The 26164-nt window shown below is 57.0% G+C and carries 26 protein-coding genes and 1 tRNA gene; 18 read left to right on the top strand and 9 right to left on the bottom strand.

All coding sequences use genetic code 11. From position 1 onward, the window contains the following. Positions 1–60 precede the first annotated feature (60 nt). The 3 genes from ACR0BT_RS09785 to ACR0BT_RS09775 all read left to right on the top strand — a co-directional run bounded on the left by ACR0BT_RS09785 (position 61) and on the right by ACR0BT_RS09775 (position 2773). Complete coding sequence (locus ACR0BT_RS09785; protein ID WP_370644452.1) at positions 61–1047, top strand: NAD(P)-dependent oxidoreductase; 987 nt, start codon at positions 61–63, stop codon at positions 1045–1047. 114 nt (positions 1048–1161) lie between these two features. Continuing rightward, complete coding sequence (locus ACR0BT_RS09780; RefSeq protein ID WP_255611700.1) at positions 1162–2169, top strand: glycosyltransferase family 2 protein; 1008 nt, start codon at positions 1162–1164, stop codon at positions 2167–2169. Continuing rightward, positions 2162–2773 (top strand): class I SAM-dependent methyltransferase, encoded by a 612-nt coding sequence (locus tag ACR0BT_RS09775; protein ID WP_170420951.1) that lies wholly within the window; start codon positions 2162–2164, stop codon positions 2771–2773. Before ACR0BT_RS09780 ends, ACR0BT_RS09775 begins: the two co-directional genes overlap by 8 nt. 124 nt (positions 2774–2897) lie before the next feature. Here the strand turns inward: ACR0BT_RS09775 and ACR0BT_RS09770 are convergent, their stop codons facing one another. From ACR0BT_RS09770 to ACR0BT_RS09760, 3 genes are read right to left on the bottom strand one after another with little or no spacing between them, the layout of a single operon-like run. After that, positions 2898–3896: an ABC transporter substrate-binding protein gene (locus ACR0BT_RS09770; RefSeq protein WP_170464927.1), complete on the bottom strand. Its 999-nt coding sequence runs from the start codon at positions 3894–3896 to the stop codon at positions 2898–2900. Continuing rightward, the gene (locus ACR0BT_RS09765) at positions 3875–5242 is read right to left on the bottom strand and encodes a sensor histidine kinase (protein WP_170563588.1); all 1368 of its coding nucleotides are present in this window, start codon (positions 5240–5242) and stop codon (positions 3875–3877) included. The genes ACR0BT_RS09770 and ACR0BT_RS09765 overlap by 22 nt, the downstream gene beginning before the upstream one ends. Continuing rightward, a complete protein-coding gene (locus tag ACR0BT_RS09760) occupies positions 5232–5900 on the bottom strand; it encodes a response regulator transcription factor (protein WP_170420955.1) in 669 nt (222 codons plus the stop codon). Before ACR0BT_RS09760 ends, ACR0BT_RS09765 begins: the two co-directional genes overlap by 11 nt. A 108-nt stretch (positions 5901–6008) precedes the next feature. Between ACR0BT_RS09760 and ACR0BT_RS09755 the strand changes: the two genes are divergently transcribed. The 5 genes from ACR0BT_RS09755 to ACR0BT_RS09735 all read left to right on the top strand — a co-directional run bounded on the left by ACR0BT_RS09755 (position 6009) and on the right by ACR0BT_RS09735 (position 10995). Beyond that, positions 6009–6986, top strand: coding sequence for a tripartite tricarboxylate transporter substrate binding protein (locus tag ACR0BT_RS09755; RefSeq protein WP_480763047.1), 978 nt, complete (start codon positions 6009–6011; stop codon positions 6984–6986). 66 nt (positions 6987–7052) lie between these two features. Continuing rightward, positions 7053–7535, top strand: a complete 483-nt coding sequence (locus ACR0BT_RS09750; protein ID WP_170391822.1) for a tripartite tricarboxylate transporter TctB family protein — start codon at positions 7053–7055, stop codon at positions 7533–7535. 1 nt (position 7536) lies between these two features. Then, complete coding sequence (locus tag ACR0BT_RS09745; RefSeq protein WP_170391820.1) at positions 7537–9048, top strand: tripartite tricarboxylate transporter permease; 1512 nt, start codon at positions 7537–7539, stop codon at positions 9046–9048. Continuing rightward, a complete protein-coding gene (locus ACR0BT_RS09740; RefSeq protein ID WP_170391817.1) occupies positions 9038–10225 on the top strand; it encodes a CoA transferase in 1188 nt (395 codons plus the stop codon). Before ACR0BT_RS09745 ends, ACR0BT_RS09740 begins: the two co-directional genes overlap by 11 nt. Then, complete coding sequence (locus ACR0BT_RS09735) at positions 10222–10995, top strand: citryl-CoA lyase (RefSeq protein ID WP_480763046.1); 774 nt, start codon at positions 10222–10224, stop codon at positions 10993–10995. Before ACR0BT_RS09740 ends, ACR0BT_RS09735 begins: the two co-directional genes overlap by 4 nt. A gap of 257 nt (positions 10996–11252) precedes the next feature. Here ACR0BT_RS09735 and ACR0BT_RS09730 read toward each other — a convergent pair. Continuing rightward, positions 11253–11326: transfer RNA gene (locus ACR0BT_RS09730), tRNA-Cys, on the bottom strand. A 225-nt stretch (positions 11327–11551) separates the two neighbouring features. Between ACR0BT_RS09730 and ACR0BT_RS09725 the strand changes: the two genes are divergently transcribed. The 3 genes from ACR0BT_RS09725 to ACR0BT_RS09715 all read left to right on the top strand — a co-directional run bounded on the left by ACR0BT_RS09725 (position 11552) and on the right by ACR0BT_RS09715 (position 14530). Continuing rightward, positions 11552–12205 (top strand): protein-L-isoaspartate O-methyltransferase family protein, encoded by a 654-nt coding sequence (locus ACR0BT_RS09725; protein ID WP_170401191.1) that lies wholly within the window; start codon positions 11552–11554, stop codon positions 12203–12205. A gap of 95 nt (positions 12206–12300) precedes the next feature. After that, the gene (locus ACR0BT_RS09720; RefSeq protein WP_170391809.1) at positions 12301–13719 is read left to right on the top strand and encodes a TolC family outer membrane protein; all 1419 of its coding nucleotides are present in this window, start codon (positions 12301–12303) and stop codon (positions 13717–13719) included. A gap of 73 nt (positions 13720–13792) precedes the next feature. Further along, on the top strand, positions 13793–14530 hold the full coding sequence (locus ACR0BT_RS09715; RefSeq protein WP_170401189.1) for a hypothetical protein: 738 nt from the start codon (positions 13793–13795) through the stop codon (positions 14528–14530). Between the two features lie 3 nt (positions 14531–14533). On the opposite strand, the gene ACR0BT_RS09710 is transcribed toward ACR0BT_RS09715, so the two are convergent. After that, positions 14534–15991: a cobyric acid synthase gene (locus tag ACR0BT_RS09710; protein ID WP_480763045.1), complete on the bottom strand. Its 1458-nt coding sequence runs from the start codon at positions 15989–15991 to the stop codon at positions 14534–14536. Positions 15992–16051: 60 nt separating this feature from the next. On the opposite strand from ACR0BT_RS09710, the gene ACR0BT_RS09705 reads away from it, so the two are divergent. Further along, positions 16052–16621 carry a cobalamin biosynthesis protein CobQ gene (locus tag ACR0BT_RS09705; protein WP_170391803.1) on the top strand — a complete coding sequence of 190 codons (570 nt, stop codon included), beginning with the start codon at positions 16052–16054 and terminating at the stop codon, positions 16619–16621. Between the two features lie 73 nt (positions 16622–16694). Here the strand turns inward: ACR0BT_RS09705 and ACR0BT_RS09700 are convergent, their stop codons facing one another. Further along, complete coding sequence (locus ACR0BT_RS09700) at positions 16695–17015, bottom strand: DUF6280 family protein (protein WP_008757056.1); 321 nt, start codon at positions 17013–17015, stop codon at positions 16695–16697. Between the two features lie 219 nt (positions 17016–17234). On the opposite strand from ACR0BT_RS09700, the gene efp reads away from it, so the two are divergent. Beyond that, the gene (gene efp / locus ACR0BT_RS09695; RefSeq protein ID WP_170391801.1) at positions 17235–17798 is read left to right on the top strand and encodes an elongation factor P; all 564 of its coding nucleotides are present in this window, start codon (positions 17235–17237) and stop codon (positions 17796–17798) included. A gap of 44 nt (positions 17799–17842) precedes the next feature. Here efp and ACR0BT_RS09690 read toward each other — a convergent pair whose 3' ends face one another. Then, positions 17843–18778: an ABC transporter transmembrane domain-containing protein gene (locus ACR0BT_RS09690; RefSeq protein ID WP_170391799.1), complete on the bottom strand. Its 936-nt coding sequence runs from the start codon at positions 18776–18778 to the stop codon at positions 17843–17845. Positions 18779–18884: 106 nt separating this feature from the next. Then, positions 18885–19622, bottom strand: coding sequence for a CAF17-like 4Fe-4S cluster assembly/insertion protein YgfZ (gene ygfZ, locus ACR0BT_RS09685; RefSeq protein ID WP_480763043.1), 738 nt, complete (start codon positions 19620–19622; stop codon positions 18885–18887). A gap of 73 nt (positions 19623–19695) precedes the next feature. Here ygfZ and ACR0BT_RS09680 point away from each other — a divergent pair, with 73 nt between their 5' ends. Then, entirely contained in the window at positions 19696–20370 is a 675-nt protein-coding gene (locus ACR0BT_RS09680; protein ID WP_170609324.1) for a TIGR04283 family arsenosugar biosynthesis glycosyltransferase, read from the top strand. 844 nt (positions 20371–21214) lie between these two features. Here ACR0BT_RS09680 and ACR0BT_RS09675 read toward each other — a convergent pair. Further along, complete coding sequence (locus ACR0BT_RS09675; RefSeq protein WP_255611699.1) at positions 21215–22078, bottom strand: MurR/RpiR family transcriptional regulator; 864 nt, start codon at positions 22076–22078, stop codon at positions 21215–21217. A 128-nt stretch (positions 22079–22206) separates the two neighbouring features. Between ACR0BT_RS09675 and ACR0BT_RS09670 the strand changes: the two genes are divergently transcribed. The 4 genes from ACR0BT_RS09670 to ACR0BT_RS09655 are packed head-to-tail and all read left to right on the top strand — an operon-like array spanning position 22207 to position 25981. Then, positions 22207–22998, top strand: coding sequence for an N-formylglutamate amidohydrolase (locus tag ACR0BT_RS09670; RefSeq protein ID WP_170420971.1), 792 nt, complete (start codon positions 22207–22209; stop codon positions 22996–22998). Continuing rightward, on the top strand, positions 22995–23579 hold the full coding sequence (locus ACR0BT_RS09665) for a TRAP transporter small permease subunit (RefSeq protein WP_480763041.1): 585 nt from the start codon (positions 22995–22997) through the stop codon (positions 23577–23579). The genes ACR0BT_RS09670 and ACR0BT_RS09665 overlap by 4 nt, the downstream gene beginning before the upstream one ends. Further along, positions 23576–24895 (top strand): TRAP transporter large permease, encoded by a 1320-nt coding sequence (locus ACR0BT_RS09660; protein WP_170391787.1) that lies wholly within the window; start codon positions 23576–23578, stop codon positions 24893–24895. Before ACR0BT_RS09665 ends, ACR0BT_RS09660 begins: the two co-directional genes overlap by 4 nt. Positions 24896–24946: 51 nt before the next feature. Beyond that, a complete protein-coding gene (locus ACR0BT_RS09655; protein WP_170391784.1) occupies positions 24947–25981 on the top strand; it encodes a TRAP transporter substrate-binding protein in 1035 nt (344 codons plus the stop codon). Positions 25982–26164: the final 183 nt, after the last annotated feature.

Genomic DNA, 26164 nt, shown 5'->3' with positions numbered 1-26164 from the left:
AGCGGATAAAAAGCGACCTGTCGGGGTCGCTGGGCGGCATGATACTTCTGCAACGACGTGCTGGCATGGCAGCAAGATGCGAACAGGAGGATACCGCGCATGAAAGTAGGGTTTATCGGGCTGGGGAATGTAGGGGGCAAGCTATCTGGATCGCTGCTACGAAACGGTATCGATCTGACGGTTCATGACCTGAACCCGGATCTGGTGACCGAATTCGTCGCCAAGGGTGCCAAAGCCGCCAAAAGCCCGGCGCAACTGATGCGCAATTGCGATGCTGTTATAACCTGTTTGCCTTCTCCTGCGGCCTCGGATGCGGTGATGCAGGAAATGTTGCCAGAGGTCGGCCCTGGCAAAATCTGGATGGAAATGTCGACCACCGATGAAGCCGAAGTCAAACGCCTTGGCGCAATGGTCATCGAACGAGGCGGGGCTGCAGTGGATTGCCCGGTTTCCGGCGGATGTCACCGGGCAGCGACGGGTAATATCTCGATCTTCGCAGGCTGTGATCGTGAGACTTTTGAACGTATCCTGCCATTCCTGACCACCATGGGGCGTCGCATTTTGCACACGGGCGATCTGGGCTCGGCCTCTGTTCTGAAGGTGTTGACCAATTATCTGGCTACCGCCAACCTGATCACCTGCGCCGAGGCATTGGTGACAGCCAAGGCCGCCGGTATGGACCTTGGAACCACCTATGAGGCGATCAAGATATCGTCAGGCACATCCTTCGTGCACGAGACCGAAAGTCAGGTCATCCTGAACGGCTCGCGCGATATTTCCTTCACCATGGACCTGGTGAAAAAAGATATCGGTCTGTTTCAGGAGGTCGCCGACCGTGCCGGAGTTCCTCTGGAGATAAACCCATTGATGATTAAGATTTTCGAAGATGGCATCGCGCGATATGGTGAGCGTGAACTGTCCCCGAACATCATCAGGCGGCTAGAGGACGCGACCGGACTGGAGATCCAGGCGCCAGGGTTCCCAACCGAGATGCTGGACGACGAGCCAGAAGAACCGGGTTATGAGGTGATCCCGCAGAATCGGTAGATCAAATAATCGGCAAGCGTTGCGGCTGTCTGGCGACCTGGTTGGACAAAATTCTGGGGCTATTCTAAACAGATCAACAGGAGTCCGACACCGGCACAGGCAAGAGAACAACTTATGACGAATGAGACCTTTCTCATCGTAACAACGATGAAAAACGAAGGGCCTTTCATGATCGATTGGGTGGCCTACAACCACGCAATCGGTTTTGATGACATTCTGATTTATACCAATGATTGCGCTGATGGTACTGATGCCATGGGCGAACGGCTGCAAGTGCTTGGCTGGGCTCACCACGAGCGAAACAGACTGGGTCCGCGCGCCGCGCCGCAGGTTCGTGCATTTTCGCTTGCGCGGAATCACCCAAGCTATCTGTCATCGGATTGGATTCTCAGTTTGGATGTGGACGAGTATATCAATATCCGTTTGCCCAATAGTGATATAAGAAGCCTCGTTGAGGCCAGCGGCGTGGCGGACGCGATCTCGATCTGCTGGCGCATGTTCGGAAATGCGGGTCAGAACGATTTCGTTGATCGACCTGTACCTGAGACTTTCTTTCTGGCCGCCACCGAAGACGGCTATCCGCATCATCGGACCAAAGGGTTCAAAACGCTGTTCCGCAACAACGGAAAATTCAGCCGTTTTCGCGCCCATCGTCCCAGGATCAATCCAGAAGATGCACCGAACCCTGACGCGCCATACGAAGGCGTGTTGTGGCGGGATTCGGGCGGGAACCTGTACCCAGCAGACCAAGTGAAATGGAAAGCATGGCGTGGTTTCAGCCATGAATTCGCGCGCATTCATCATTATGCTGTGCGCAGCACTGATAGCTTTTTGGTCAAGCGCGACCGTGGGCGCACCAATCATGTGGGGCAGGATCAAGGGCTCAAATACTGGCTCATGATGAACCACAATGATGTTGAGGATCGCTCAATTCTGGAACACATGCCGGCTATGCACGACATCAAATCTGAGATGATGGCAGATCCGCAATTGGCAGACCTCCATCACCAAGCATGTGAGTGGCACAGGTCGAAAGCCGAAGAATTGAGAGCCAGACCGGACTGGGTTGATCTGGTTGAAGCGTTGCAAAATTCCTCTACCGGAGAAGACGTCTATGGGTGAAGCTGTATCTGCTGAGGATCGCCGCAAGAAGCAAGCTGAGCAGCGCGAGCGGAAGGATTCCCTGCGGCGCGAAATGCTCAAGACCATGCCGCATGGACGGCTGAGCGTTGAAATTGGCGTTTGGAAGGGCGAGTTTTCGCGGATTCTGCTGGAAGAGCTGCAGCCCTCGAAACTGTGCCTCATCGATCCCTGGCAAGTACAGCAAGACCCGGATGGCGGTGCTTCGCTCGCCGGAGCGCGCACGCAAAAGGATATGGATCGAATTTACGAGGCAGTGACGGGCAAATACAGCACCGAGATTGCCAAGGGGCAAATTTCGATCATTCGCGACTATTCGCGACCAGCGCTGAGTCTGTTTGAAGATCAAAGCATCGGGTTTGCCTATTTGGACGGCGACCATTCCTACGAGGGCGTAAAAACGGATCTGGATGCTTTGCTGCCCAAGATGATCGAAGGCGGCGTAATCATGCTTGACGATTATCACAGGCGCGGTTGGTGGAAAGATGACGTGATGCGTGCGTTCCACGAATTCCTCGGGGCAAATTCTGCGGGGCTGCGGCTCAAGGCCATCATGGGGGCGCAGGTGGCCGTCGAGAAACTTTGAGCCGAGATCATTTTTCTGACTATAGATTCGTGCGACGTAACCCAGGCTGGCTAGTGTCTTCCAGCGTCAACAGTGTTAAGCAACAAGTTCAGCGATGACGGATAGGGTTGTTGTCTAAGTCCGATCATCTTTGAATAGCGGCACTTTCCCAGGCAGACAGGAACTTTCTGCGCTTCAGCGTATCGAGGAACGTCAACAACGCAGGGTCCAGCGCTATCGCTGCGCTTTCGGTCGTGGAGTCCTGCGTGTCCAGAAGTGGCAGTGCTGCCATTGATTCCGGATTCAGCGTGGTCAGGTGCCGGACAAAGGTTTCCGCTTCCTCCGGCAAGCGGCTTTTGCCAGTTACCATGGCGGTTCGCATCATCGTCGTCTGAAAATCGGAAGGCAGAATGATCTGAAGGGCATCCTTTCCTTCTGTTCGTACCGCCGCATAACTGCCAAGCACGTTGTAGGCCACCGCGATTGTACCATCCGCCAGGTCGTTAATCATGTCGCCCGAACAACAATACAGCCGCACATCCAGGCCGCCCAAAACCTCCATCAAGCGCCAATAGGTTTCCGAGGCGCGGGCGTCCTGCGTGGCGAACAAATAGCCCAATCCCGACTGGCGCACGTCATAAGTGCCGACTTTGCCCCGAAAATCATCCGGGCGGGCGCGCAGCGCTTCGATCAGTTCCTGCCGTGTTTGCGGTATTGGTTGTCCTTCGAACGCGGTGCGATTGACAACGATGGTTGCGGGTTCCGAAGTGAAGGCGAACAGACTTTGATGCCATTGCGCCCAAGGGGGGTGCGGAAGATCGTTAAGCGCCAGCGCATATCCGTCATTCGCGAGCTTCAGTTGCAGGTCCATCGCGCTGGAAACGACCACGTCGAACGCTTCTGGCGTGGCTCGGACGCGTCGATCGATATCTGCCGTGCCTGTCACCAGATATTCGACCGATATCGCTGGATTCTGGGCGACGAAATCCTCGATCAGCGGCGCAAACAGGGCGGTATCGGTGCTGGAAATGACCCGCAGTCGGGGGCCGTCGGCACTTTCGTTGAATATTTGTCGGTCTTCCCAATCCTGAGCCCCTGCGCCGCTGGCGAACAGGCACAGGATCAGAGTGACAAGATAACGCATGCGCCGCCCTCCGCTTTGTTTGACAGTACCAGCGTGCCGCCATGGGCGACCGCGACGTCCTGGGCAATGGTTAGCCCGAGGCCCGATCCGATGGTTCCCGCCGCGTTCTGACCACGTTCGAAACGTCTTGTGAGCGTTTCGATTTCATCTGGCGGAAAGCCTGGCCCCTGGTCACTGACCGTGATCCGGGCTGTGGGTGACCCTGCGACATCGATGACTACGGTACTGTCCGCTGGCGCATATTTAAGCGCATTGTCTACCATGTTCCGCACCGCATTTTGGATGAGGATGGGGTCGCCCGAATACATGACCTGCGGATCGCCGCTCAAAGCAAGCGAAAGGTCTTTCATTTCAGCGATGGGCGTCAAGCGCTGGACAAGCTCTCGGATCAGAGTCACCAGATCGATATCCTCGCGCTCCAGATGGTCGGCGCGGAATGTGATCATGGCGTGATCCAGTAGCTGCCCCGCAGCCCGAGAGCTTTCGTCGATGGCGCGCATCATTGATCTTAACGCCTCGCGGTTGTCTTCTCTCTCGACCCGTTGCAGCGTCGCCTCGGCATAAGACCTCACCGTTGCCAGCGGGGTGCGGACCCTATGGGCGGCCTCGGCGATAAAGTCCTCGGATTGGCTGAGAGACTGGTCCAGGCGTCCCATAAGCGAATTCAGCGATGACACCAAAGGCGCCATTTCACGCGGTACTGGTTTTTTGAATGGGCTGAGATCTTGCGGTCCCCGACGGGTGACGGATGTCGTTAATCTGTCGAGCTGACCAATGGTGGCCGAACTCACCCAGAAGGACAATACAGCCGCAAGTACAAAGAACCCCAATCCCAAAAGGCCAGCATTGCGTGAGATTTGATCCAGCGTCTCCGACAGCGCATCTTGGGTCTGTCCCAAGGCCACTTCGATTTCTGTCTGATTTCCCAGCCCAACCAGAGTGCGGCTGGCACTGACCTGACGAACGTTTTCACCGCGCACTTCACCGAAGCGAAAGGTCCATTTTCCATCAGCGGGTCCTTGAGTTGGGGTCAGGTCTTCGTAGCCGGACAAGAACTCGCCATCCTGAAAAATCGCATAAAACACTCGGTCGTCCGACGGCGTGCTCAGCATGGAAAAGGCAGCATAGGGGATATCGACTTCAAGCTCGCCTCCACGCAGCGCCGCGGCGTCGAGGATCGAGGTGACTGAGGCACCCAGAATGTTGTCCTGACCTTGCTGGGCAACCTGAACTGCATAGTCGCGGACAGCAAAGAACAGCACGAGGGCCAGAATCGCGGCACCGCCGATTAGCGTTAGCGCAAGACGGTTTCGCAGTGATCCGGAAACATTTGGATTAATTGCCATGATCCAGCCTGTAGCCCAAACCGCGCAACGTTGTGATCCTGAGGTCCGATTTTTCCAGATGCTTACGCAGTCGTCCAACATACACCTCGATGGCATTGTCCGAAACATTGTCGTCGTAGGAGAACAACCGGTCCGCCAGCTTCTGCTTAGAAAACACCTGACCGGGGGCGTTGATCAGCAGTTCCAACAAGCGCAGTTCGCGGTTGCGAAGCGAGACGATGTCGTCGCCCACCGTCAAATGACCCGCAACCGGATCAAAGACGACGCCGCCAATTTCAATCGTCGTTTTGGTCTTGCCGGATTTGCGTCTCAGCACTGCGCGGCAGCGCGCCTCAAGTTCAGCATGGTCGAAGGGCTTGGTGACATAATCGTCCGCCCCAAGATCGAGTGAGCCGATTCGATCCGACACTTGACTGCGGGCGGTCAGAACGATGACAGGTGTGTCCAGATGGCTGGCGCGATGCCGTTTGAGGAAATCCCGCCCGTCCCCGTCGGGAAGCATGATGTCCAGCAGGATCAGGTCATACTCATCGATTTCAACAAAGGCCACAGCATCTTCTATTTTCTCTGCGTGATCAACCACATGCCCGTCCAGTCGCATGCGCGAACTTATGGCATTGGCGAGGTCCAGATTGTCTTCGACCAAGAGGAATTTCATCGGGATCCAATAGTAATTTCACCCATGACAGGTTGATGTCAGGTTGATGTGTTTAGGTTTCGAATAATCTGAGCCGCACTGCGGCCGGTTGTCAAACGGGAGGAATTCATGACGACAATCAAACTGGGCCGTCGCGCCCTGATCGCGGCTGTGACCGCTATTGGTCTGGCTGGACCGACTTTCGCTGAAGAGGTCGTAAATAGCATCCACTTTCTGATCCCCGGTGGCGCAGGGGGCGGCTGGGACGGCACTGCCCGTGGCACAGGTGAGGCGCTGACGAATGCGGGTCTCGTGGGAACTGCATCCTACGAAAACATGTCGGGCGGCGGCGGTGGTAAAGCCATCGGATATCTGATCGAAAACGCCGACAGCAACCACGGCACGCTCATGGTCAACTCGACCCCGATCGTGATCCGCTCTCTGACCGGAGTGTTCCCGCACAATTTCCGCGACCTGACACTGGTCTCGGGCACGATCGGTGATTACGCGGCGATTGTTGTGGGCAAAGACAGCCCCATCAATTCAATGGCGGACCTGCTAGCCGCGTATGACGCCGATCCAAGTACAACGGCCATCGGCGGTGGTTCTGTGCCGGGTGGGATGGACCATCTGGTCGCGGCGATGGTTATGGAAGCGGCAGGCAAGGACGCTTTGGGCGTGAAGTACATCCCCTATGATGCAGGTGGCAAAGCGATGGCCGCGCTTCTGTCCGGTGAGATTGCCGCGCTGTCGACCGGTTTCTCGGAGGCTGTCGATCTGGCGAATGCGGGTGAGGTGAAGATCATTGGCGTCACCGCGGAAGAGCGCGTGGATGCAGCCCCTGATGCGCAGACCATGAAAGAGCAGGGCATCGACACAACTTTCGTGAACTGGCGTGGGTTCTTTGCTGCTCCTGGTCTGCCAGAGGACAAGCTGGTCGCTTATCAAGAAGCCATCGCCAAGATGTATGACACACCTGAATGGGAAGAGGTCCGCGCCCGTAACGGTTGGGTGAACATCCACAACTCGGGTGCTGATTTCCAATCGTTCCTGGAACAGCAGGAAAAGCAGATCGGCGATCTGATGAAAAAGTTGGGTTTCCTGTAAGGATACCTCGGGCAGAGCGGGCAACCGCTCTGCCTCAACCAACAATAAATCAAAGGAGGGGGAAACATGGCGCTGGATCGCTGGATCGCGCTCGTTTTGCTGGGCATATGCCTGACATATGGCTACACCGCCTGGTTCACGATGGATGGCAGTCTGCCCCCCTTCATGCAGCGCAACCCCATTTGGCCGAGCACCTTTCCCAAGGTGCTGTCGATTTTGGGGATAATTGCCACAACGATTATTCTGCTGGGATTTGAAAAGGCTGAGCCCAAAGAGGCTGATATCGATTATCGGAGGCTGGGCGAATATCACTTGGGCCAGGCGCTGCTGTTGCTGGCTTTGATGGTTGCCTATGCGCTGTGCCTGCGTCCGGTTGGATTTCTGATCTCGACATCCGGGTTCCTGATCCTCGGTTCTTTCATTCTGGGCGAACGCAAATGGCACGTCATGCTGCCGGTTGCCATAATCGCTACAGGTTCAGTCTGGTACCTCGTGCAAGAGGTTCTTGGCATCTACATGCGACCCTTGCCGGGCGTTTTCGGAGGCTGACATGCTTGAAGGATTGTTGATCGGCCTACAAACGGCATTCTCCATCCAAAACTTGTTGATGGTCATAGCGGGCTGTCTGATTGGTACATTCATCGGCATGCTGCCCGGTCTTGGGCCGATGTCGATTATCGCCATCATGATTCCGGTCGCCATTTCGATGGGCGATCCGTCCGCCGCATTGATCCTGCTTGCCGGTGTCTATTACGGCGCAATCTTTGGTGGCTCGACATCTTCCATTCTTCTGAACGCGCCGGGGGTCGCGGGAACCGTGGCCTCAAGCTTCGACGGCTATCCGATGGCTCGTCAGGGCAAAGCCGGGAAGGCGCTCACAGTTGCCGCTATCGCCAGTTTCGCCGGGGGCACGATAGGCGCGCTACTGCTGATGGTCTTTGCGCCTGCATTATCCTCGGTCGCACTGCTGTTCCATTCGGCTGAGTACTTTGCCTTGATGGTAGTGGGTCTATCCGCCATCGCCGCCTTTGCGGGAACCGGGCAGGTGGCCAAGGCAATTGTCATGACCATTCTCGGGCTGATCATGGCCACTGTCGGCGAGGGCGCGCTGTTCAACTTGCCGCGTTTCACGATGGGGATCATGGATCTGCAGTCCGGCTTTGGTTTCATCACGCTTGCAATGGCGATGTTTGCCCTGCCCGAAGCGCTGTTTTTGGTTCTCAAACCCAAGGACCTGCAAGGCGACGAAGGCGAAATCAAGGACCTGCGCATCACAGGATCCGAGGCAAAGGCCATCGCTCCGGTGGTTGGTCGCCAATCTGTGCAGGGTTTCTTTATCGGTGTGCTTCCGGGGGCAGGGGCAACGATTGCCAGTTTCCTTGGCTATGCGGTTGAACGCAATATTGCCCCGAAAGAAGAGCAGGAGGAGTTCGGCAAAGGCTCGATCAAAGGTCTGGCAGCACCCGAGACAGCTAACAATGCTGCCTGTACCGGTTCCTTTGTTCCGTTGCTGACGCTCGGCATTCCAGGTTCCGGAACTACGGCCATTTTGTTGGGCGCCCTGATCGCGCTGAATGTGACACCGGGTCCGCGCCTGATGATCGACGAGCCACAGGTATTCTGGGCTGTCATCATGTCGATGTTCATTGGCAATCTGGTGCTGCTGATCCTGAACCTGCCGTTGATCCCCTATATCGCCAAGGTGCTTGCAGTACCGCGCAACTATCTGATCCCGTTCATTTTGTTCTTCACCCTCATGGGGGCCTATATCGGGCAGAACAATGCCACGGAACTGCTGATATTGGTCGGCTTCGGCGTCTGCGCCACAGCACTGAAATTTGCCGATTACCCTCTGGCACCGCTGCTGATCGGTTTCATCCTTGGCGGCATGATGGAGGATAACTTCGCCCGTTCCATGCAGCTGTATGACGGCATAGCCTTTATCTGGGAACGTCCGATGACGCTGGGCCTGTTGGTGATTGCCCTCCTTCTGGTGCTGTTGCCCAGTTACCGCGCACGTCGCGCCAAGGCGCGAGCGGCAGGCGTGGCCGATGGCGACTGAGCCACTTTCAGGCATCCGGGTTCTTGACCTGACTAATGTCCTGGCCGGGCCGTATTGTTGCTACCAACTGGCCCTGATGGGGGCCGAAGTGATCAAGGTCGAACGCCCCGGCAGCGGAGATCTGGCCCGTGTGCTGGGGGCGGATCCTGATCGGAACAAGGCCGGCATGGGCATCAGCTTTCTGGCGCAGAATGCAGACAAGAAATCCGTGACTTTGGATATGAAGGCTGATCGGGGAAAGGCTCTGCTCAAGCGGCTGGTCAAGACTGCCGATGTGCTGGTCGAGAACTTCCGGCCCGGCGTGATGGACCGGCTTGGGCTGGGGTATCAGGTTCTGCGCGCCGAGAACCCCAGACTGATTTATTGTGCCATCAGCGGGTTTGGTCAGGATGGACCACGCCGGGACGACCCGGCCTATGACCAGATCGTGCAGGGGATCAGCGGTGTCATGTCAATCACAGGTGCGTCGGATACCGCGCCTTACCGGGTTGGCTATCCTCTGGCAGATACCGTCGGCGGGATGACGGCGGCCTTTGCCATAAGCGCGGCCTTGAATGCCAACCCGCGCGGGGCATTCCTTGATGTCGCAATGAGCGAGGCGGTGGTTTCGACCATGGGGTGGGTGGTGTCCAACTATCTGGTCGGTGGCGTGACTCCTGCGCCGCATGGGAACGAAAACACAACGTCGGCCCCGTCCGGAACTTTCGCCACATCCGACAACCCTATAAATATCGCCGCCAATCGCGACGAACAATGGCATGCGCTCGCCCAACATCTGGGCCGCGCCGACCTTTTGACGCATCCGGACTACCTAACCCGCGAGGATCGCAAGACCAACCGGCATGAATTGCGCCAAGAACTGGAACGCACGCTTTCTACCCGTCCATCCAGTGATTGGGTCCAAGAGTTGAATGCGTTGGGTGTACCGGCCGGGCCGGTTATGACGGTGCCGCAGGCTTTGTCCGACGATCAACTCTCAGGTCGCGGGCTGATTGGAACTCTGTCGGCGTACGGAGAGAGTTTACGCCTTGCGGGCAGCCCAGTGGTCATTAATGGCGCACGCCGTATGCCACGATCCGCACCACCGGATCTTGGGGCCGACAACCTCTCAATTTGGGCCGAGCTTGGACTGTCGGACGCAGAGATCGAAACGTTGCGACATGAGAGGGTGATATGAGCGATGTTGCCGATTGGTGGCGCACCGCCATCATCGATATGGAGCCCGGGCGCATTGAACTGCGTGGCCAGCCGATTCAAGACCTGATCGGCAATCTGGGTTTCGCTGAAATGATCTGGTTGATGGTGCGGGGTGACAGACCGACACCTGCGCAGGCTCGATTGTTCGAGGCCGCTTTGGTCGCCGCCGTGGATCACGGCCCGCAAGCCCCTTCGATCGCGGCTGCGCGAATGGCGGTGACCTGCGGGCTGTCTCTTAACAACGCGATGGCGAGTGCTGTTAATATGCTGGGTGAAATCCATGGTGGTGCCGGCGAGCAGGCGATGGAGCTTTATCACTTTGTAGACGCCCATGCCGAAGGCCCAGAACAGGCATTGGACGACTGGATCGCCGAGCGCGGGAAGATACTGCCGGGTTTCGGGCATCGGTTCCATACACCGACGGACCCGCGCGCACCCCGGCTGATGGCCCTGGTTGCTGATGCAGTCGAACAGGACGCCTGCGAGGGTCGGTTCATGAAAGTCGGGCAAGCCGTGGAAACCGACCTGATGCGCCGGAAAGGCAAGCCGGTGCCGATGAATATCGATGGTGTCACGGCAGTGATCTATGCAGAGCTAGGCTTTGCCCCTCCATTGGCACGGGGTTTGTTTTGCCTTTCGCGGTCGGTCGGTATTCTGGCCCATGCCTGGGAGCAGACCCAGCAAGGCGGACGTAACAAAGGTCCTACGCCGCCCCACTATCGCTGGACATATCTACGCAATGGAAGTTGAGTTATGCCGCCTGTCGTTCCTCATGGCTTCGGATGCCTTTTATCCAGATTCTGAAACACAGCGACATAGTTTGTCGCCAGCGCCTTCGCTTTTCAGCCAACACCGTCTAGAACTGCGTAGTACAGGAGCTGGATAATTTGGGAGAAGTGACGTCGCAGCTGGCGCAGGTAGGACTGGCGTAGCGTGTTGTCGTTTTCCAGGAAAATGCGCACAAGGCGGACAACGTAATCGCCCTAAGTCAAGGATCTAGAGTGAATTGGAGGCGAGTACCGGAATCGAACCGGTGTACACGGATTTGCAATCCGCTGCGTCACCACTCCGCCAACTCGCCTTTTTAAGCAATATCAATAACTTGCCGTGGTGTGAGGGGCGTTCTATCAGCTTTCAGGATGAACGTCCATAGCCTTGAGGGCGATTATTTCTGTCTTGTTTGGAAATTTGACAATACCCCAATGGTACGTTTTTGCCGCGCCCGGAAATGCAATCTGGCCCGTTGCTGCAGGCAGGCGGATGTGGCAAAAGCCAGATAACAGTCTGATAAGGAATGAGCGATCACATGACAGATTTCGCAGCCCGGCGCCTTACGATGGTTGATACTCAGGTCAGGCCCTCGGATGTGACCAAGTTCCCTATCATTGATGCGATGCTGAGCGTTGCGCGCGAAAATTTCGTGCCGGATGCGCAACGTGAGGCAGCCTATGTTGGTGATCTGGTCGAGTTGGGTGATGGACGTTGTCTGCTTGAGCCCAGGACGCTGGCTAAGATGTTGGACGCAGTCAACATTTCCAATGATGAAGTGGTGCTGGATATCGCTCCGGGGCTGGGTTACTCAACCGCAATTGCCGCGCGAATGGCAGAGTTGGTTGTGGCCGTGGAATCCGACCCGGCATTGGCAGCTGAAGCTCAGACGCTTCTGATGGAAGCTGACGTAGACAACGCTATTGTTCATGAAGGACCGCTTGAACAAGGCGCGGTTGAGCATGGACCCTACGATGTGATCATGATTCAGGGTGGGGTCGAGCAGCTTTCAGACACTTTGCTGGATCAACTCAAGGATGGGGGCCGGATCATTTGCCTGTTCATGGAGGGTGATCTTGGCACGGTTCGTATGGGTCTCAAGTCCTCAGGCCGTGTCTCGTGGCGATTTGCATTCAATGCTAGCGCACCGATTTTGCCCGCATTTTGCGCTGAGTGTGCATTTTCGCTATAGTTGGCAATAGAAGTATTTTGATGCCTTGATTACTTGAAAACACCGGCGCAAACTGCGCTGGTGGTTGCGTAATTTCGATTTGAGAGGACTTAGTTATGCGCGGGACGACGACAGGAAAGCTGGTCAAAGGCCTGACTTTGGCTGCTGGTGTTGCATTAAGTGTGATGCCCGGAAGGTCGGTTTGGGCAGATAATCTGACCGATGCATTCATCGGCGCGTATAACACCAGCGGCCTGCTTGAGCAGAACCGTGCCTTGTTACGCGCAGCGGATGAAGATGTCGCCATTGCGCTCTCAGCGCTGCGTCCGATCATCAACTGGACCGTGCGGGTGAGCCGGGATTACACGCGCACCAATACAAGCAGCTTGATCACGACGCGCGAACCCTCGAGCTTTTTTTCCGGTCTCACGCTGAGCCAGTTGATCTATGACGGTGGCGCTTCCATCCTTGGCAAGCAATCGGCGCAGGAAACTGTGCTATCCACCCGTCAGTCTCTTATTGATATTGAACAACAAATCCTGATCAGAGCCGCGAACGCCTATCTGGGTGTTCTGCTGCAGGAAGAGACGGTTGCGATCCGCCAGAACAACGTGGAAGTGTCGGCGGAAGAACTGCGCGCATCGCAGGATCGCTTTGAAGTAGGTGAGGTTACTCGTACAGACGTTGCCCTGTCCGAGGCACAATTGGCCAGCTCTCAGGCTGATTTGGCGGTCGCACGTGGTAACCTGAGCATTGCTCAGGCTGAATACGTAAACGCCGTTGGCAAGACACCTGGGCGGACGGCTGGCCAGCCAAGGCTGCCCAACCTGCCGCGTTCAGAGGCGGATGCGGTGAATTTGGCTCAGCGTAACCACCCTGCGATTCTTTCCGCACAGCATCAGGTGCGTGCGCTGGACCTGATCGTGCAGCAGCAGCGTGCAAATCTGGGTCCGAATGTCAGCCTGAATGCGGATGCGGGCATTACCGAGAGCTACGACAATGACGATTACATCAACGATGCGACAATCTCACTGAACTTCAATCAGCCGATCTATTCTGGTGGCGGTCTGGCGGCAGCGGTGCGTCGTGCGATGGCAACTCGTGATGCGTCGCGTGCCAACCTTCTGAACGTTCAGAAAGACATCACACAAGGTGTTGCCGATCGCTATGCTGCGTTTCAGGCGGCAACTGCAAGCCTGCGGGCGTCAACGGAACGGGTTCGTGCTTCGCAGGTGGCGTTTGACGGTATTCGTGAAGAAGCAACGTTGGGTGCACGGACGACCTTGGACGTCCTGAATGCCCAGCAGGATTTGCTGGACGCGCAATTGGCCGAGGTAGCATCCCGGACCGAGCGGTCTCGGGCGGCATATGAACTGCTGCAGGCCCAGGGGCTGTTGACGGCAGAGCGTTTGGGTCTTGCAGTGCAGATCTATGATCCGACCCTGTATTACAACCTCGTGAAAAAGGCGCCGTCGCAGGTCAGTAAGCAAAGCCGCGATCTGGATCGAGTGCTCAAGGCATTGCGCCGCGATTAAAGGGCATCGCTACCTGTTGTGGCGCTGGCTCAGATTGGCTACAATCGGGGCTAGGTTAGAGCGGTAGAAAATAATGTCAGATCGTGTTGTAAGCGCCAATATTCAGGACGTTCTTTCGTCGGTTAAGCGAATGGTCGACGAGGACGCGCATGACGAATCAGAATTCATCTTTGTTCCGACGGCCCCGGCTGCTAAGCCGGGCCGATTGGTTTTAACGGATGCGCTGCGCGTCAGCAATGAACCGCTGATCGCCAAGAAGGCCGCGCCCTTGAAACTGATGCCCCAGCATAGCGCGGGTGACAGTACCCCAAAGCAGGCCGCAAATGCGCCAAGCAACCCTGCCGAACCGATGCGGCTGCAACCCAGCGATATTGTGCGCGCTGGTGATGTCGACGCCAAGGCAGACGCACCAAAGCGCGACCTAGCGGGAAGCCTCAGCGCCAAGATTGAAGCTTTGGAAGCTGCTATCGCGCGCACCGAGGATCAGTGGGAGCCCGATGGCGAGAGCGATGACGACTACTCTGGCACCAAGACGCAGGCTGTTGAATGGCCGGCAGACAGAGCTTTTGCGCAGTCTCAGGCGGCTGAACCAAAATCCGAAGCCACATTTATTCGCGACCCGGAGGTGGTGGAAGATATGGCACAGAAGCCGACCGATGTGACAATCGGAGAAGAGGAATTGCGCGAACTCGTCGCCCAGATCGTCCGGGAAGAGCTGCAGGGCGCGCTGGGCGAACGGATCACGAAAAACCTGCGCAAGATGGTTCGGCGTGAGATCACGCGGGCGATCGCCGCAGCGGATATTGACTGAGGCTTAACTGGTGCGTGGCGTCTGCGCCATCGCGAGAAGCAGATCCAGATCCATATGCTGTTCCAGATGGTCGGCAAGGTCGTCCAGCACTTGTTCGACGCCGTCTTCATAAGCTGTTTCCGATGTCACGCCCAGCTTTGCCAGATAGCTGGCGCGAAACGTGTCCGAGGTGAAAATCCCATGCAGATAGCTGCCGCGTATGCGCCCATTGGCGCTGGCGGCACCTTCCGGGCGACCTTCGATCTGCAGCCAGGCCCGAGCGCAATCCGGGCCATCAGTACGGCCCATGTGGATCTCATATCCGCTGACGGGTTCATGACCGGGCAGGGCGGTTGCTGAGCGCAGGATAACCTGCTTTTCTCCGGCCATTGTCGTGCTGACATCCAGCAATCCCAGCCCTTCGACCCGACCGGGGCGTCCATCGACGCCATCGGGGTCCGAGATGGTTTTGCCCAGCATCTGATAACCCCCGCACAGGCCCAGAACATGACCCCCGCGGCGGACATGGGCATAAAGGTCGATATCCCAACCCTGCGCCCGGAAATAGGCCAGATCGCCGATTGTAGACTTGCTGCCCGGCAACAGCACCAGATCGGCATCTCCGGGCAGGGGGCGGCCTGCTGGGATGATCTCGACCGTAACGCCCGGTTCGGCGGAAAGCGGGTCGAGATCGTCGAAATTGGCCATCCGCTCAAGCTGAGGCACAGCGATCTTGCATGCCCCTCCGGCATGAGAGCGGATGTCCATCATATCTTCTGCCGGCAGCTTCCATGCGTCATGGAACCAGGGCACCACGCCCATACAGGGCCAGCCGGTCCGGGATGCGATATCGTCGCGCCCTTCATCGAACAGGGAGACATCGCCCTTGAAGCGGTTAATCGCAAAGCCCCGGATCATCGCAAGGTCCCCGGCCTCCAAGACGGCTTGCGTCCCCACGATCTGAGCGATCACGCCACCCCGATGAATGTCGCCCACCAGAACCACCGGAACCTGTGCGGCACAAGCAAATCCCATATTGGCGATGTCACCCTTGCGCAGGTTAGTTTCTGCCGGACTACCCGCGCCTTCGATCAACACCAGATCAGCGTCGCTGCAAAGCCTTTCAAAGCTTTCCAGAGCCGCCCCCAGCAGCTTAGACTTGTCCTTGCGATAATCGCCCGCCTTCATTGTACCTGCGCGCTGGCCCTGAAGAATGATCTGCGCGCCGGTATCAGTTTCGGGTTTGAGCAGGATTGGGTTCATATCCGTATGCGTCGGTCGTTTGGCCGCCCGCGCCTGCAGGGCTTGCGCGCGCCCGATTTCGCCGCCGTTTCCCGTAACAGCGGCGTTGTTCGACATGTTCTGCGGCTTGAACGGAGCCACGCGCAACCCGCGTCGCGTATAGGCGCGGGCCAACCCGGCCACCAAAACCGATTTGCCGACATTGCTGCCGGTGCCTTGAATCATGATGGACCGCGCCATGGCCTGTCTCCTATGCTCGGGCGCAGATGACCTGATTTAAGGCCAAAGGAAAAGCCCCATATGAATACGCCTGCGCATCTTTTGATCGGTGCTGCTGTTTTTGCGCGCCCGGCCCGGGGCGCGACGCTATGGGCAGCTCTGTTTGGGTCCTTGTTGCCGGATTTGTCGCTATACCTGATGGCCGGCGTTTCGCTGCACATCCTGAACATCCCGGCACAGGTGGTGTTTGATCAGCTTTACTTTTCACCCGCGTGGCAAACCGTATTCGCCATCGATAACTCGTTCATTTTGTGGGGAGTGGCACTTGCACTCGGGCTGTGGCGCGGCTGGCACCTGCTGACTATTGGCGCATCCGCAGGGATACTTCATTTGGTGATGGATTTCTTATTGCACGCAGGCGATGGCCGACCACAGTTCTGGCCGATCAGTTCATGGGTCTTTCACAGTCCGATCAGCTATTGGGACAGCACACATCATGCGGCTTGGATCGCGCCGATCTCAGTGACGATTTGCATTGCCGCCTATGTGGTGCTTTGGCAGCGCGGCCTGTCGGTTTCGGCAAAACTGTTCTTTGCGCTGTTACTGGCGGCCGAGCTTTGGGTGGCGTGGCAATGGATCATGTATTTTTGATCTGACCAATCAGCCCAAAGAAAAACGCGCCCCGATGTCAGGGCGCGTTTTTTCGATCGGATGCGGGGAACAATCAGGCAGCTTCGGCCTGCTGAGCCGCATTCCGGCGTTCGCTTTCTTCGCGGGACAGGGCGACAGACGTCCGTACGCCGCGACCAACAAATTCCATCAGCCCGCCTACAACCCGCTCATTGGGGTCGATGCCGGCGCACGATAGTACTTCGCGCCCATCGCGCGAACGTGCCCAACGGGCAATTTGTTCCGGTCCGTTGCCATACTTCTTGTCGTCGGCGATGGCATCATCCAGAGCAGCCAGTACAACGGCTGCGAAAAGTTTGCGTGCACGATTGCCTTGTTCGTTGTTAAAGGCAGTGCCGTCAACGAAATCTCTCATCTCGTCTTTCCTGTTTTTCTTGCTCTTGCAATTTTCGGCGTGACGGTCCTTATGACCTATTACATGCGATTCGGATACACCTAAAATGCATAGTTGCGTTGCGTCATTTGCATGGCTCGCTGCAGGTGCAGCACTAGGTTTCGTTGTCTTGTCAGGTGTGGTCACGCCAGATATAGGGACGAGAACTGACGCATCAACCGTTTGTGAAGGATTTAAGTCATGCCCAAGATAAATGGGAACGAAATTCGCCCCGGCAATGTGCTTGAGCATAATGACGGACTGTGGGCGGCGGTCAAAGTGGATCACGTAAAGCCCGGCAAAGGCGGTGCTTTTGCCCAGGTCGAGCTGCGCAACCTGCGCAATGGCTCAAAGCTGAACGAACGCTTCCGTTCGGCCGACAAGGTCGAACGCGTGCGCCTTGAGCAGAAGGATCAGCAGTTCCTGTACGAATCCGATGGCATGCTGGTGTTCATGGATTCCGAGACCTACGAGCAGATCGAACTGCCTTCGGAACTGCTGGGTGAGCGCCGCCCGTTTCTGCAGGACGGCATGACCATCGTAGTGGAGTTTTATGAAAGCGAGGCGCTGAACGCCACGCTGCCCCAAAAAGTGACTTGCAAGATCGTCGAGACCGAGCCGGTTGTGAAGGGTCAAACTGCGGCGAACTCGTTTAAGCCAGCGGTTCTGGACAATGGCGTCAAGGTCATGGTGCCACCTTTTATCGGGCAGGATGAGATGATCGTAGTGAATACCGAGACCATGGAATATTCCGAACGCGCGTAAGCGGACGATGGTTCGGTGCAAAAGGGTCGCTCTGCGGCCCTTTATTAGGTCCGAATGCGATAGCGCTCGGGATGATCTCCAAACAGCTCCAGCATCAGTTCGTACTTGATGCGATTGGCGCTGACCTGTCGGTAGAACGCGATCAAGAAAGCGGTCGGGCCTTGAATGCGTCCGAGACCGCTTATCGCGGCCACGACGGTGCCGACATCGGTTTTACCCTGCAACACCAGCCAGCCGCCCAGCATCAGAATCCCAACAGTCCCTGCGCCATTGATGACACTCAGCAGGAACTTGGCCGAGAGTTTCCAGATGAACATCTTGCGGCGGGTCTCGAATATCTCGTCGAACTGTTTCTCAATCGCTCGCGATGCCGCCTCAATATCCTCGTGCGTCAAGCGGTCGGTCGCGCTGCGCAGGATTCGAACACGCTCGGCCACGAAGATGTTCACTTTTCGCTGAGAGGCCAGAACGATAATAATCTGCGGAACGATCATGGAAAGTGCGATCAAGCCCAGCCCCGGTTGGGTGGAAGAGATGTAGCCGATTACGCTGATCAATGTGCCGATTTGCACCACGGGGTCAGAAAATGCACCGCCTGCGAACTTACCCAGCTCTTCCGCCTCAGCGGATACGGCCGTTGTCATCGTGCCCGAACGAAGGTCTTGCCCCTCTTCGCTGAGATCGATTGATCGGGCAAGCAACCGTCCCCGGATCAGTCGGATGATGTCCTCGCCCAGCGTTCCAGAGCGATACCCGAGCACCCATTTCAACGTAAGGCTCAACAGGATGACGCCCATCATCCCAGCGCCCAGCAACAGCAGGCGATCCACTTCGATGCTATCAGATGTCAGGTGATTGACGATGTCGCGCTGGAACTCAAGCGGAGCAGCCGCCAGCGCAGCCACCGCCAATGACAGCAGAATAAGGATGATTTGCCGTCCGGCGCTGACACGCCATATCGCGGTATAGAGGCGAAACATGCACGTATCCCGTTAGGCCAATTGCAGTCAGTGATACCGCGCGGCCCGGCCGCGTCAAATACGCAAACAGTTTCAAAAGATTGGGCGTGCCGGTTCAGCAACAAAATCAACCTGGCAGTTTTAGCGTCGCGCCACCTGCCTGCATCTCGTCCCCCGCGCGATCCAGCCGAAGGTATGCGATCGCCTTTCCGCCAGACTGTGTAAACAACACCCCGGCGGGTTTACCACTGGAGTGAATCTCGGTCCCGACCGGAGCGGTGCCCGCGATCTCGACAACGCGCAGACCTTTGCGCAACTCAGTCTTGTGCTTCATGCGCGCGGTGACCTCTTGTCCGACATAGCAGCCCTTCTTGAAGTCCAAGCCATTCAGCGCCTCGAACCCGGACTCAAGAATATAGCTGTCTGGCGTCAGTTCGATGCTGGTTTCGGGGATACAGTGACGGACGCGGATAGCATCCCAGTCCGTACCATCATCACCTTCCGGAGCGGTAGAATAAGCGCGCCATCCCAGATCAGGATGCCGCGGGTCGGGTAGGGCGCCTTCGGGCGCGGGGTCGGTGCCGCGTTGTACGTTCAGGTCGGTCTGGTCGATGGTCACATCTGCACGCAGCTTGTACATCGTCAGTCGTTTGGCAAGCCCGTCGGCCAGCACTTCGGCCACATCCAGCAGCACCGACTCACCGTCTCGTTTGAGAAAGAAGTCAGCCAGGTACTTGCCCTGCGGAGTCAGAAGGGCGGCGTAGACCAGCCCGTCGTCCAGCCGCTGCACGTCATTTGTGATCAGCCCCTGCAGAAAGCTATCAGTATCGTTGCCGGTCAGGCGCAGAATGCGGCGATTGGACATGGGTTGATCCTCGTCAATTCGTCTGGCTTCGTGATATAGGAAATCGCGCCGCCATGACCAGAGGGTTTCAGACGTGTCCGCCCCGATCAGCATTGTGATTCCGACCCTTAACGCGGGGCATTCCCTGCCGGGAACGCTGCAGGCTTTGATGGAAGGGCTTCATTCGGGCCTGATCCGAGAGTTAATCGTGACCGATGGCGGCTCAGAGGACCCAACACTTGAGATGGCGGATGAAGCCGGAGCCATGATCGTAACAGGTCCGGCGTCAAGGGGAGGGCAGTTGCAAAGGGGGTGTGCCAAAGCATCTGGCGACTGGCTGCTGATCCTGCATGCCGACACCGAGTTGCAGTCAGGCTGGAGCGCCATCGTGGCAGAGCATCTGCGTTCGCACAGGCCAGCAGCCTTCCGATTGCGGTTTCGCGTCAGTGGGATTGGTGCCCGCTGGGTTGCTGGTTGGGCCAACCTGCGTAGCAGAGTGTTTGGGTTGCCCTACGGCGATCAGGGGCTGTTGGTGCGTCGCAGGGCTTATGACTCTGTCGGAGGATTCCCAGATCAGCCACTGATGGAGGATGTCGCCTTGATCCGCGCTTTGCCGCGCCCGGTGCTGTTGAAAGCAGACGCGGTTACGAGTGCGGAACGCTATATCCGTCAGGGTTGGTTTCGGCGGGGCGCGCGGAACCTTTGGACTCTGGCGCGGTACTTTCTGGGGGCTGATCCGCATCTGCTGGCGCAGTCGTATCGGCGTTGAAGGCGGTGCGCAGTTCAACGATGGATTTGCCCAGACGGAACGGTGCAGCAAAACTTACCAGACATAGGGCGATGATCTGCAGTACCAAAATATGCGCATTCGCCTGCAGATATTCCCATTCATCCTTGAGCTTGCCGACCTGTTCGATCAGATCGTCATAGCTTTGGGCCAGGATCAGATAATCACCGGCAATCGCAGGCACCTTGCGCCGCATGTTGTCAATTGCGGTTTGTGTATCATCGTCCAGAGATGTGAAGACGAGAAATTGATCGATGCTGAAGGCATCCGCTTTCGCGGCCATCTCGCGGGCCTCATCCATGTCATCACTCGACGTGCGGCCGAATAGAAAATGCAGGCCTTGAAGCGGGGCTACTTCGTTCGTGACCGCGATGAACAACGGTAAATCGGCATTGCTTGCGGTTGAGGCGGACAGAAACTCTACCTTTTCGCACAAAACAGCTGTATCCGGGTCGTAAGCGGGGTCACAGAACCTCAGCCGAAACCGCGCGGCATCACGGTCGAATGCAAGCGTGGCGGCATAAGCAACGTCGATCTGCCGGTCCAGCCGCGAACTGTCCGAGGTGTAAAGCCCGGCCAACACGGCGACCAGCGCACCGATCCCACCCAATACGACCCAGACCAGATCCGCCAGTTTCCACGCCCGATGCCCTGCAGGTTTGCGGAACAGAAATCCTGTGCCAAACAGGCCGATCATAAAGGCCAGTATCAGCAGAGGTAATTGGTTTTCAGCGATGAATGTCATACGCCGGAGTGTACGGTCTGCGCAGCGTCTGACAACAGGGTTCACGCGCAGTTGTACCTTATGAAACGTCGCTACCTGACGTCAGGACCCCGAGCTTTGGCCGAACTTGCGAAACAGCTTCGTCCGGTCAAAGGCCTGCTCTAACTCGTCCGTGCGCTGCTTGACACTGTCCCAGAGACGTTCCTGCATTTCGGCAATGGCGCATTCCAATAGCACCATTAGCGAAGTCATGGAATCCCATGCCGAAGGCACTGCGATCCTTACCGCAAAGGTGTGTTTCGCCAGCCGGTGGATGGGGGATCGCCATTGATCCGTCAGCAGGACAACCTCGGCCCCGCGTTCATGGCAAAGCTGCCCGATCAACAAAGTAGTGTTCTCATAACGCCGCACATCCAAGGCCACCAGCACGTCGCCTTCGCGCACTTCGAGCAGATCGTGAGTCCACGACGCTGCATCTGACAGCAGCTTCACATCAGGACGGATCATCTGCAGGTGGAGGTAGAGATATTGCGCCAGGGTCCCGGTTATGCGTCCGCCGGTGATGAAAACACGCCGTTTGGGATCGCAAAGCATACGGCAGAAACTGTCAAACTCATCCGGGTCGACCTCATCAATCGAACGCCGCTGGTTCTCAAGCGCTTGGCGGGAGTAGCGGTTGAGAATGTGTTCTTCAGGTAAGTCATTCTGCCAGACATCCCGTTTGGCGACGGGCCCCGAGATCATCTCTTTCACTTCGCTACGTATCGCGGACTGAAACTGCGGATAGCCATCAAAGCCGGTTTTCTGAAGCATCCGCGCAACCGTGGCGGTGGAAACCGAGGCGATACTGGCCAGCTCGGTAATGCTGCCAAGCCCTGCCATGGGGTAATCATCCAGCAGCACGTTGACCAACTGCCGCTCGGTCGGTGTCATCATTTCGCGATGCGCAAGGAGCCTTTCTGTCACTCGCACGGAATACTCCTTTCCCTTTCTACCCATGTTTATGTGGAAAATTTGACAATGCAATCTGACTTGGGGAATTTTATACAGGAAATTTATTGACAGGTTAAGAACCTCTGTGGAATTTTTTCCAAATGGAATCACGTAGCGCCACTCTCACCTCTGCTCAGCCTGATTTCGGTCCCGTCGTTCACATCGACGACGCGCCGGAAGAGCCTTCGGTTGTGGTGGTGTGCGAACACGCCTCGCATCGTATCCCGGACGGACTGGGGGACATGGGGCTAAGTGCCGAGGCACTGCGCAGCCATATCGCGTGGGACCCGGGCGCGCTGCCGGTTGCACAGGCACTGGCCCAGCAGTTGAACGGCGTGCTGGTGCATGGCGGGGTGTCGAGGCTGGTTTATGACTGCAACCGCCCTCCCGAAGCCCCCGATGCTATGCCGGAATGCAGTGAAGACACACCGATCCCGGCGAACCTTGAACTGAGCGCCAATGCGCGTCAGCAGCGGATTGAAGGCGTATACGTGCCGTTTTGCCAAGGGCTAGAGGATGTTCTGATCCGTCATCACCGCACGCTAAAACTCATGGTGACGGTTCATAGTTTCACGCCGATATACCGCGGAACACCGCGCGATGTTGAGCTTGGTTTGCTGCATGGCCAGGACGCCCGCTTTGCCAAGGCGATGTTGGCCAGCGCCGCGCACGAGCTGCCCCTGGTTACTCGATTGAACGAACCCTATTCGGCGGCAGACGGGGTGGCGCACACTTTGGATCTTCACGCAGCGCCCAACGGATTGTTAAACGTCATGATCGAGATCCGGAATGATCTGATTCAGACAGCCGAGCAGCAGCGGGTCATGGCCGATTGTCTGGCCCCGTGGATCAATCGTACCATTGCTCCGTTCTGTAGCGGGGTGGGCGAATGATCAAGGCAATGTCAGCATATGTGCGTGTAGTCGATGCGGTGAACTACCGGATCGGGCGGGTCATGATGTGGGGCCTGTTCGTGATGATGGGCATCCTGCTGTGGTCCTCGATCTCGAAGACCTTCTTTCTGCCTTCGCTCTGGACGCTAGAAATGGCGCAGTTTGCGATGGTGACTTATTACATCATGGGGGGGCCGTATTCGATCCAACTGGGTTCGAACGTGCGAATGGATCTGTTTTATCATAATTGGAGCCATCGCCGGAAAGCCTGGTTCGATGCCTTCACGGTACTGCTGCTGATCCTTTATCTGGGTGTACTGTTCTACGGTGGGCTTGGATCCACGGCGTACAGCCTGGGCTATTGGGGTGATGACCCTGTCGCCTATTTCACAAGCCTTCTGACCGGCAGCGAAGAAGTCGGACGGCTAGAACGATCCTCCACTGCGTGGCGGCCATACATCTGGCCGGTCAAGGCGATCATGGTCTTCGGCTTCTTCCTGATGCTGCTGCAGGCGATATCAGAATTTTTCAAAGACATTGCGCGGATCAACGGGCAAGAGATCGGGGCAGCGCGGGCATGAGCCAGGAATTTATCGCAATCTTCATGTTCGCTTCGATGATGCTGATGCTGTTCACCGGGCAGCGCGTCTTTGGTGCAATTGGTGCCGTCGCAGCCATTGCGGCACTGGCGCTCTGGGGGACAGGCGGGCAGGATATTCCGTTTTCGGCGGCGATGAAGCTGATGAAATGGTACCCGCTGCTGACCCTGCCGATGTTCATCTTCATGGGCTATGTCCTGAGCGAAAGTCGTCTGGCCGATGACCTCTATCGCATGTTCCACGTCTGGATGGGGCCGGTGAACGGTGGGCTTGCCATCGGCACCATCGGCCTGATGGTGCTGGTCTCGGCCATGAACGGGCTTAGTGTGGCCGGTATGGCCATCGGGGCGACGATTGCGCTGCCTGAACTGCTGCGGCGCGGATACGACAAGACCATGGTGACGGGGGTCATTCAGGCCGGGTCGAGCTTGGGCATCCTTGTGCCGCCCTCGGTAGTTCTGGTGCTTTATGCCATGATCGCGCGGCAACCCGTCGGTCAACTTTGGCTGGCAGGCATTGTGCCGGGGCTGCTGATGGCGTCTTTGTTCATCCTCTACATCTGGATTCGTTGCCGGCTTCAACCGCATCTGGGACCAGCGATGGAAGACGCGCACGAGGTCCCGAGGTCCGAGAAACTCCGTCTGCTCTGGGCCGGGGCACTGCCATTGATGATTTTCGCTGCGATGATGCTGCCGTTCGTGAACGGTTGGACCTCATTGGTAGAAAGTTCGGCCATCGGAGCGTTGGCGGCGCTTGTAGCGTCGGTCCTCAAGCGTCGGATGACGTGGAAGATTTTCGAGGATTGTACCAAGCAAACACTGGCTATCTCGTGCATGTTCATGTGGATCATCCTTGCGGCGCTGGGCTTCGGCGCGGTGTTTGACGGGCTGGGCGCGGTCAAGGCCATCGAGAACCTGTTCACCGAGCAGTTGGGGCTGTCACCGTGGCTGATCCTGATCCTGATGCAGCTCAGCTTTATCATCATGGGCACGTTCCTGGACGATACCGCAATGCTCGTCATCGTGGCGCCACTCTATGTGCCGCTCGTGGGGGCGCTTGGCTTCGATCTGATCTGGTACGGTGTACTTTACACCATCACCACCCAGATCGCGTATATGACGCCGCCTTTCGGCTACAACTTGTTCCTGATGCGCGCAATGGCTCCGCCAGAAATCAGCCTGCGCGACATCTACCGCTCAATCGTGCCCTTTGTCGGGGTGATGATCCTGGCGCTCGCAATAATCATGATATTCCCCGAGATCGCCTTGTGGCTGCCCGGGTATGTTTACGGAAATTAACCAGAAGGCCCGACACACGGGCACCCAAACTTAAACGGAGAGGAAATTGACATGACGACAAGACGTAAGTTTCTGAAAACTGCGGGGGTAGGGGTTGCGGCGGCACCTTTGGCAACGCCTGCACTGGCGCAAAGCACGATCACATGGCGGATGCAGACATATGCCGGTCCTGCACTGGCCGAGCATGTGATCGACCCGGCTATTAAGATGTTCAACCAGATCGCCGGTGACCGTATGCAGATCGAGCTATTCTACGCCGATCAACTGGTCCCGACCGGAGAGCTGTTCCGCGCTATGCAGAAGGGAACCATCGACGCGGTTCAATCGGATGATGACTCGATGGCCTCGCCCACCGAAGTCACTGTTTTCGGCGGCTACTTCCCGTTCGCTTCGCGCTATTCGCTGGACGTGCCGGTGCTGTTCAACCAGTGGGGCTTGAACGAAATCTGGGACGAAGAGTATTCGAAGGTTGGCGTTAAACACATCAGCGCCGGCGCGTGGGATCCGTGTCACTTTGCGACCAAGGATCCGATCAATTCGCTGGAGGATATGAAGGGCAAACGCATCTTCACCTTCCCGACAGCAGGCCGGTTCCTCAGCCAGTTTGGCGTGGTACCCGTCACACTGCCGTGGGAAGACATAGAAGTTGCAGTTCAAACCGGCGAGTTGGACGGTATTGCCTGGTCGGGCATCACCGAAGACTACACCGTGGGTTGGGCGGATGTGACTAACTACTTCCTAACCAACAACATTTCGGGGGCCTGGGCCGGTCACTTCTTTGCCAATATGGATCGCTGGAACGAGCTGCCGGAAGACCTGCAAACTCTGTTCAAGGTCTGCTGTGACCAGTCGCACTACTACCGCCAGTGGTGGTATTGGGGCGGCGAAGCCAACCTGCGGGTTAACGGTACCAAGATGCAATTGACGACCATCCCGGATGAAGAGTGGGCGACGGTTGAAGAAGCTGCTGTTAAGTTCTGGGACGAAATTGCTGCGGAATCCGAGACCAAGGCAAAGGTCGTGGATATCTTCAAGCGCTACAACGCCGAAATGCTCAAGGCCGGGCGGCCCTATCGTTACGGATAAAATACTTGACCGGCCCGTTCTTTCGCGGGCCGGTCGTTACAGGGACAAAGAATTTTCGTCGAAAATTCTCGCATATCACAGAGGTATTGCATGCTGACATTTGAGCATTTGAAGGCTGAGGTTTCGTCTGGCGAGATTGATACGGTATTGGTTTGTCTGGTTGACATGCAGGGCCGTTTGATG

Source organism: Ruegeria sp. CJ6, assembly GCF_056536665.1.
Note: the sequence above shows the minus strand (reverse complement) of the source record. Positions and strands in the feature narration are given on the sequence as shown.

Coding starts and splice junctions, on each gene's coding strand:
- ACR0BT_RS09780 (WP_255611700.1), top strand. CDS start 1,162: ATGACGAATGAGACCTTTCTCATCGTAACAACGATGAAAAACGAAGGG.
- ACR0BT_RS09775 (WP_170420951.1), top strand. CDS start 2,162: ATGGGTGAAGCTGTATCTGCTGAGGATCGCCGCAAGAAGCAAGCTGAG.
- ACR0BT_RS09770 (WP_170464927.1), bottom strand. CDS start 3,896: ATGCGTTATCTTGTCACTCTGATCCTGTGCCTGTTCGCCAGCGGCGCA.
- ACR0BT_RS09765 (WP_170563588.1), bottom strand. CDS start 5,242: ATGGCAATTAATCCAAATGTTTCCGGATCACTGCGAAACCGTCTTGCG.
- ACR0BT_RS09760 (WP_170420955.1), bottom strand. CDS start 5,900: ATGAAATTCCTCTTGGTCGAAGACAATCTGGACCTCGCCAATGCCATA.
- ACR0BT_RS09755 (WP_480763047.1), top strand. CDS start 6,009: ATGACGACAATCAAACTGGGCCGTCGCGCCCTGATCGCGGCTGTGACC.
- ACR0BT_RS09750 (WP_170391822.1), top strand. CDS start 7,053: ATGGCGCTGGATCGCTGGATCGCGCTCGTTTTGCTGGGCATATGCCTG.
- ACR0BT_RS09745 (WP_170391820.1), top strand. CDS start 7,537: ATGCTTGAAGGATTGTTGATCGGCCTACAAACGGCATTCTCCATCCAA.
- ACR0BT_RS09740 (WP_170391817.1), top strand. CDS start 9,038: ATGGCGACTGAGCCACTTTCAGGCATCCGGGTTCTTGACCTGACTAAT.
- ACR0BT_RS09735 (WP_480763046.1), top strand. CDS start 10,222: ATGAGCGATGTTGCCGATTGGTGGCGCACCGCCATCATCGATATGGAG.
- ACR0BT_RS09725 (WP_170401191.1), top strand. CDS start 11,552: ATGACAGATTTCGCAGCCCGGCGCCTTACGATGGTTGATACTCAGGTC.
- ACR0BT_RS09720 (WP_170391809.1), top strand. CDS start 12,301: ATGCGCGGGACGACGACAGGAAAGCTGGTCAAAGGCCTGACTTTGGCT.
- ACR0BT_RS09715 (WP_170401189.1), top strand. CDS start 13,793: ATGTCAGATCGTGTTGTAAGCGCCAATATTCAGGACGTTCTTTCGTCG.
- ACR0BT_RS09710 (WP_480763045.1), bottom strand. CDS start 15,991: ATGGCGCGGTCCATCATGATTCAAGGCACCGGCAGCAATGTCGGCAAA.
- ACR0BT_RS09705 (WP_170391803.1), top strand. CDS start 16,052: ATGAATACGCCTGCGCATCTTTTGATCGGTGCTGCTGTTTTTGCGCGC.
- ACR0BT_RS09700 (WP_008757056.1), bottom strand. CDS start 17,015: ATGAGAGATTTCGTTGACGGCACTGCCTTTAACAACGAACAAGGCAAT.
- efp (WP_170391801.1), top strand. CDS start 17,235: ATGCCCAAGATAAATGGGAACGAAATTCGCCCCGGCAATGTGCTTGAG.
- ACR0BT_RS09690 (WP_170391799.1), bottom strand. CDS start 18,778: ATGTTTCGCCTCTATACCGCGATATGGCGTGTCAGCGCCGGACGGCAA.
- ygfZ (WP_480763043.1), bottom strand. CDS start 19,622: ATGTCCAATCGCCGCATTCTGCGCCTGACCGGCAACGATACTGATAGC.
- ACR0BT_RS09670 (WP_170420971.1), top strand. CDS start 22,207: ATGGAATCACGTAGCGCCACTCTCACCTCTGCTCAGCCTGATTTCGGT.
- ACR0BT_RS09665 (WP_480763041.1), top strand. CDS start 22,995: ATGATCAAGGCAATGTCAGCATATGTGCGTGTAGTCGATGCGGTGAAC.
- ACR0BT_RS09660 (WP_170391787.1), top strand. CDS start 23,576: ATGAGCCAGGAATTTATCGCAATCTTCATGTTCGCTTCGATGATGCTG.
- ACR0BT_RS09655 (WP_170391784.1), top strand. CDS start 24,947: ATGACGACAAGACGTAAGTTTCTGAAAACTGCGGGGGTAGGGGTTGCG.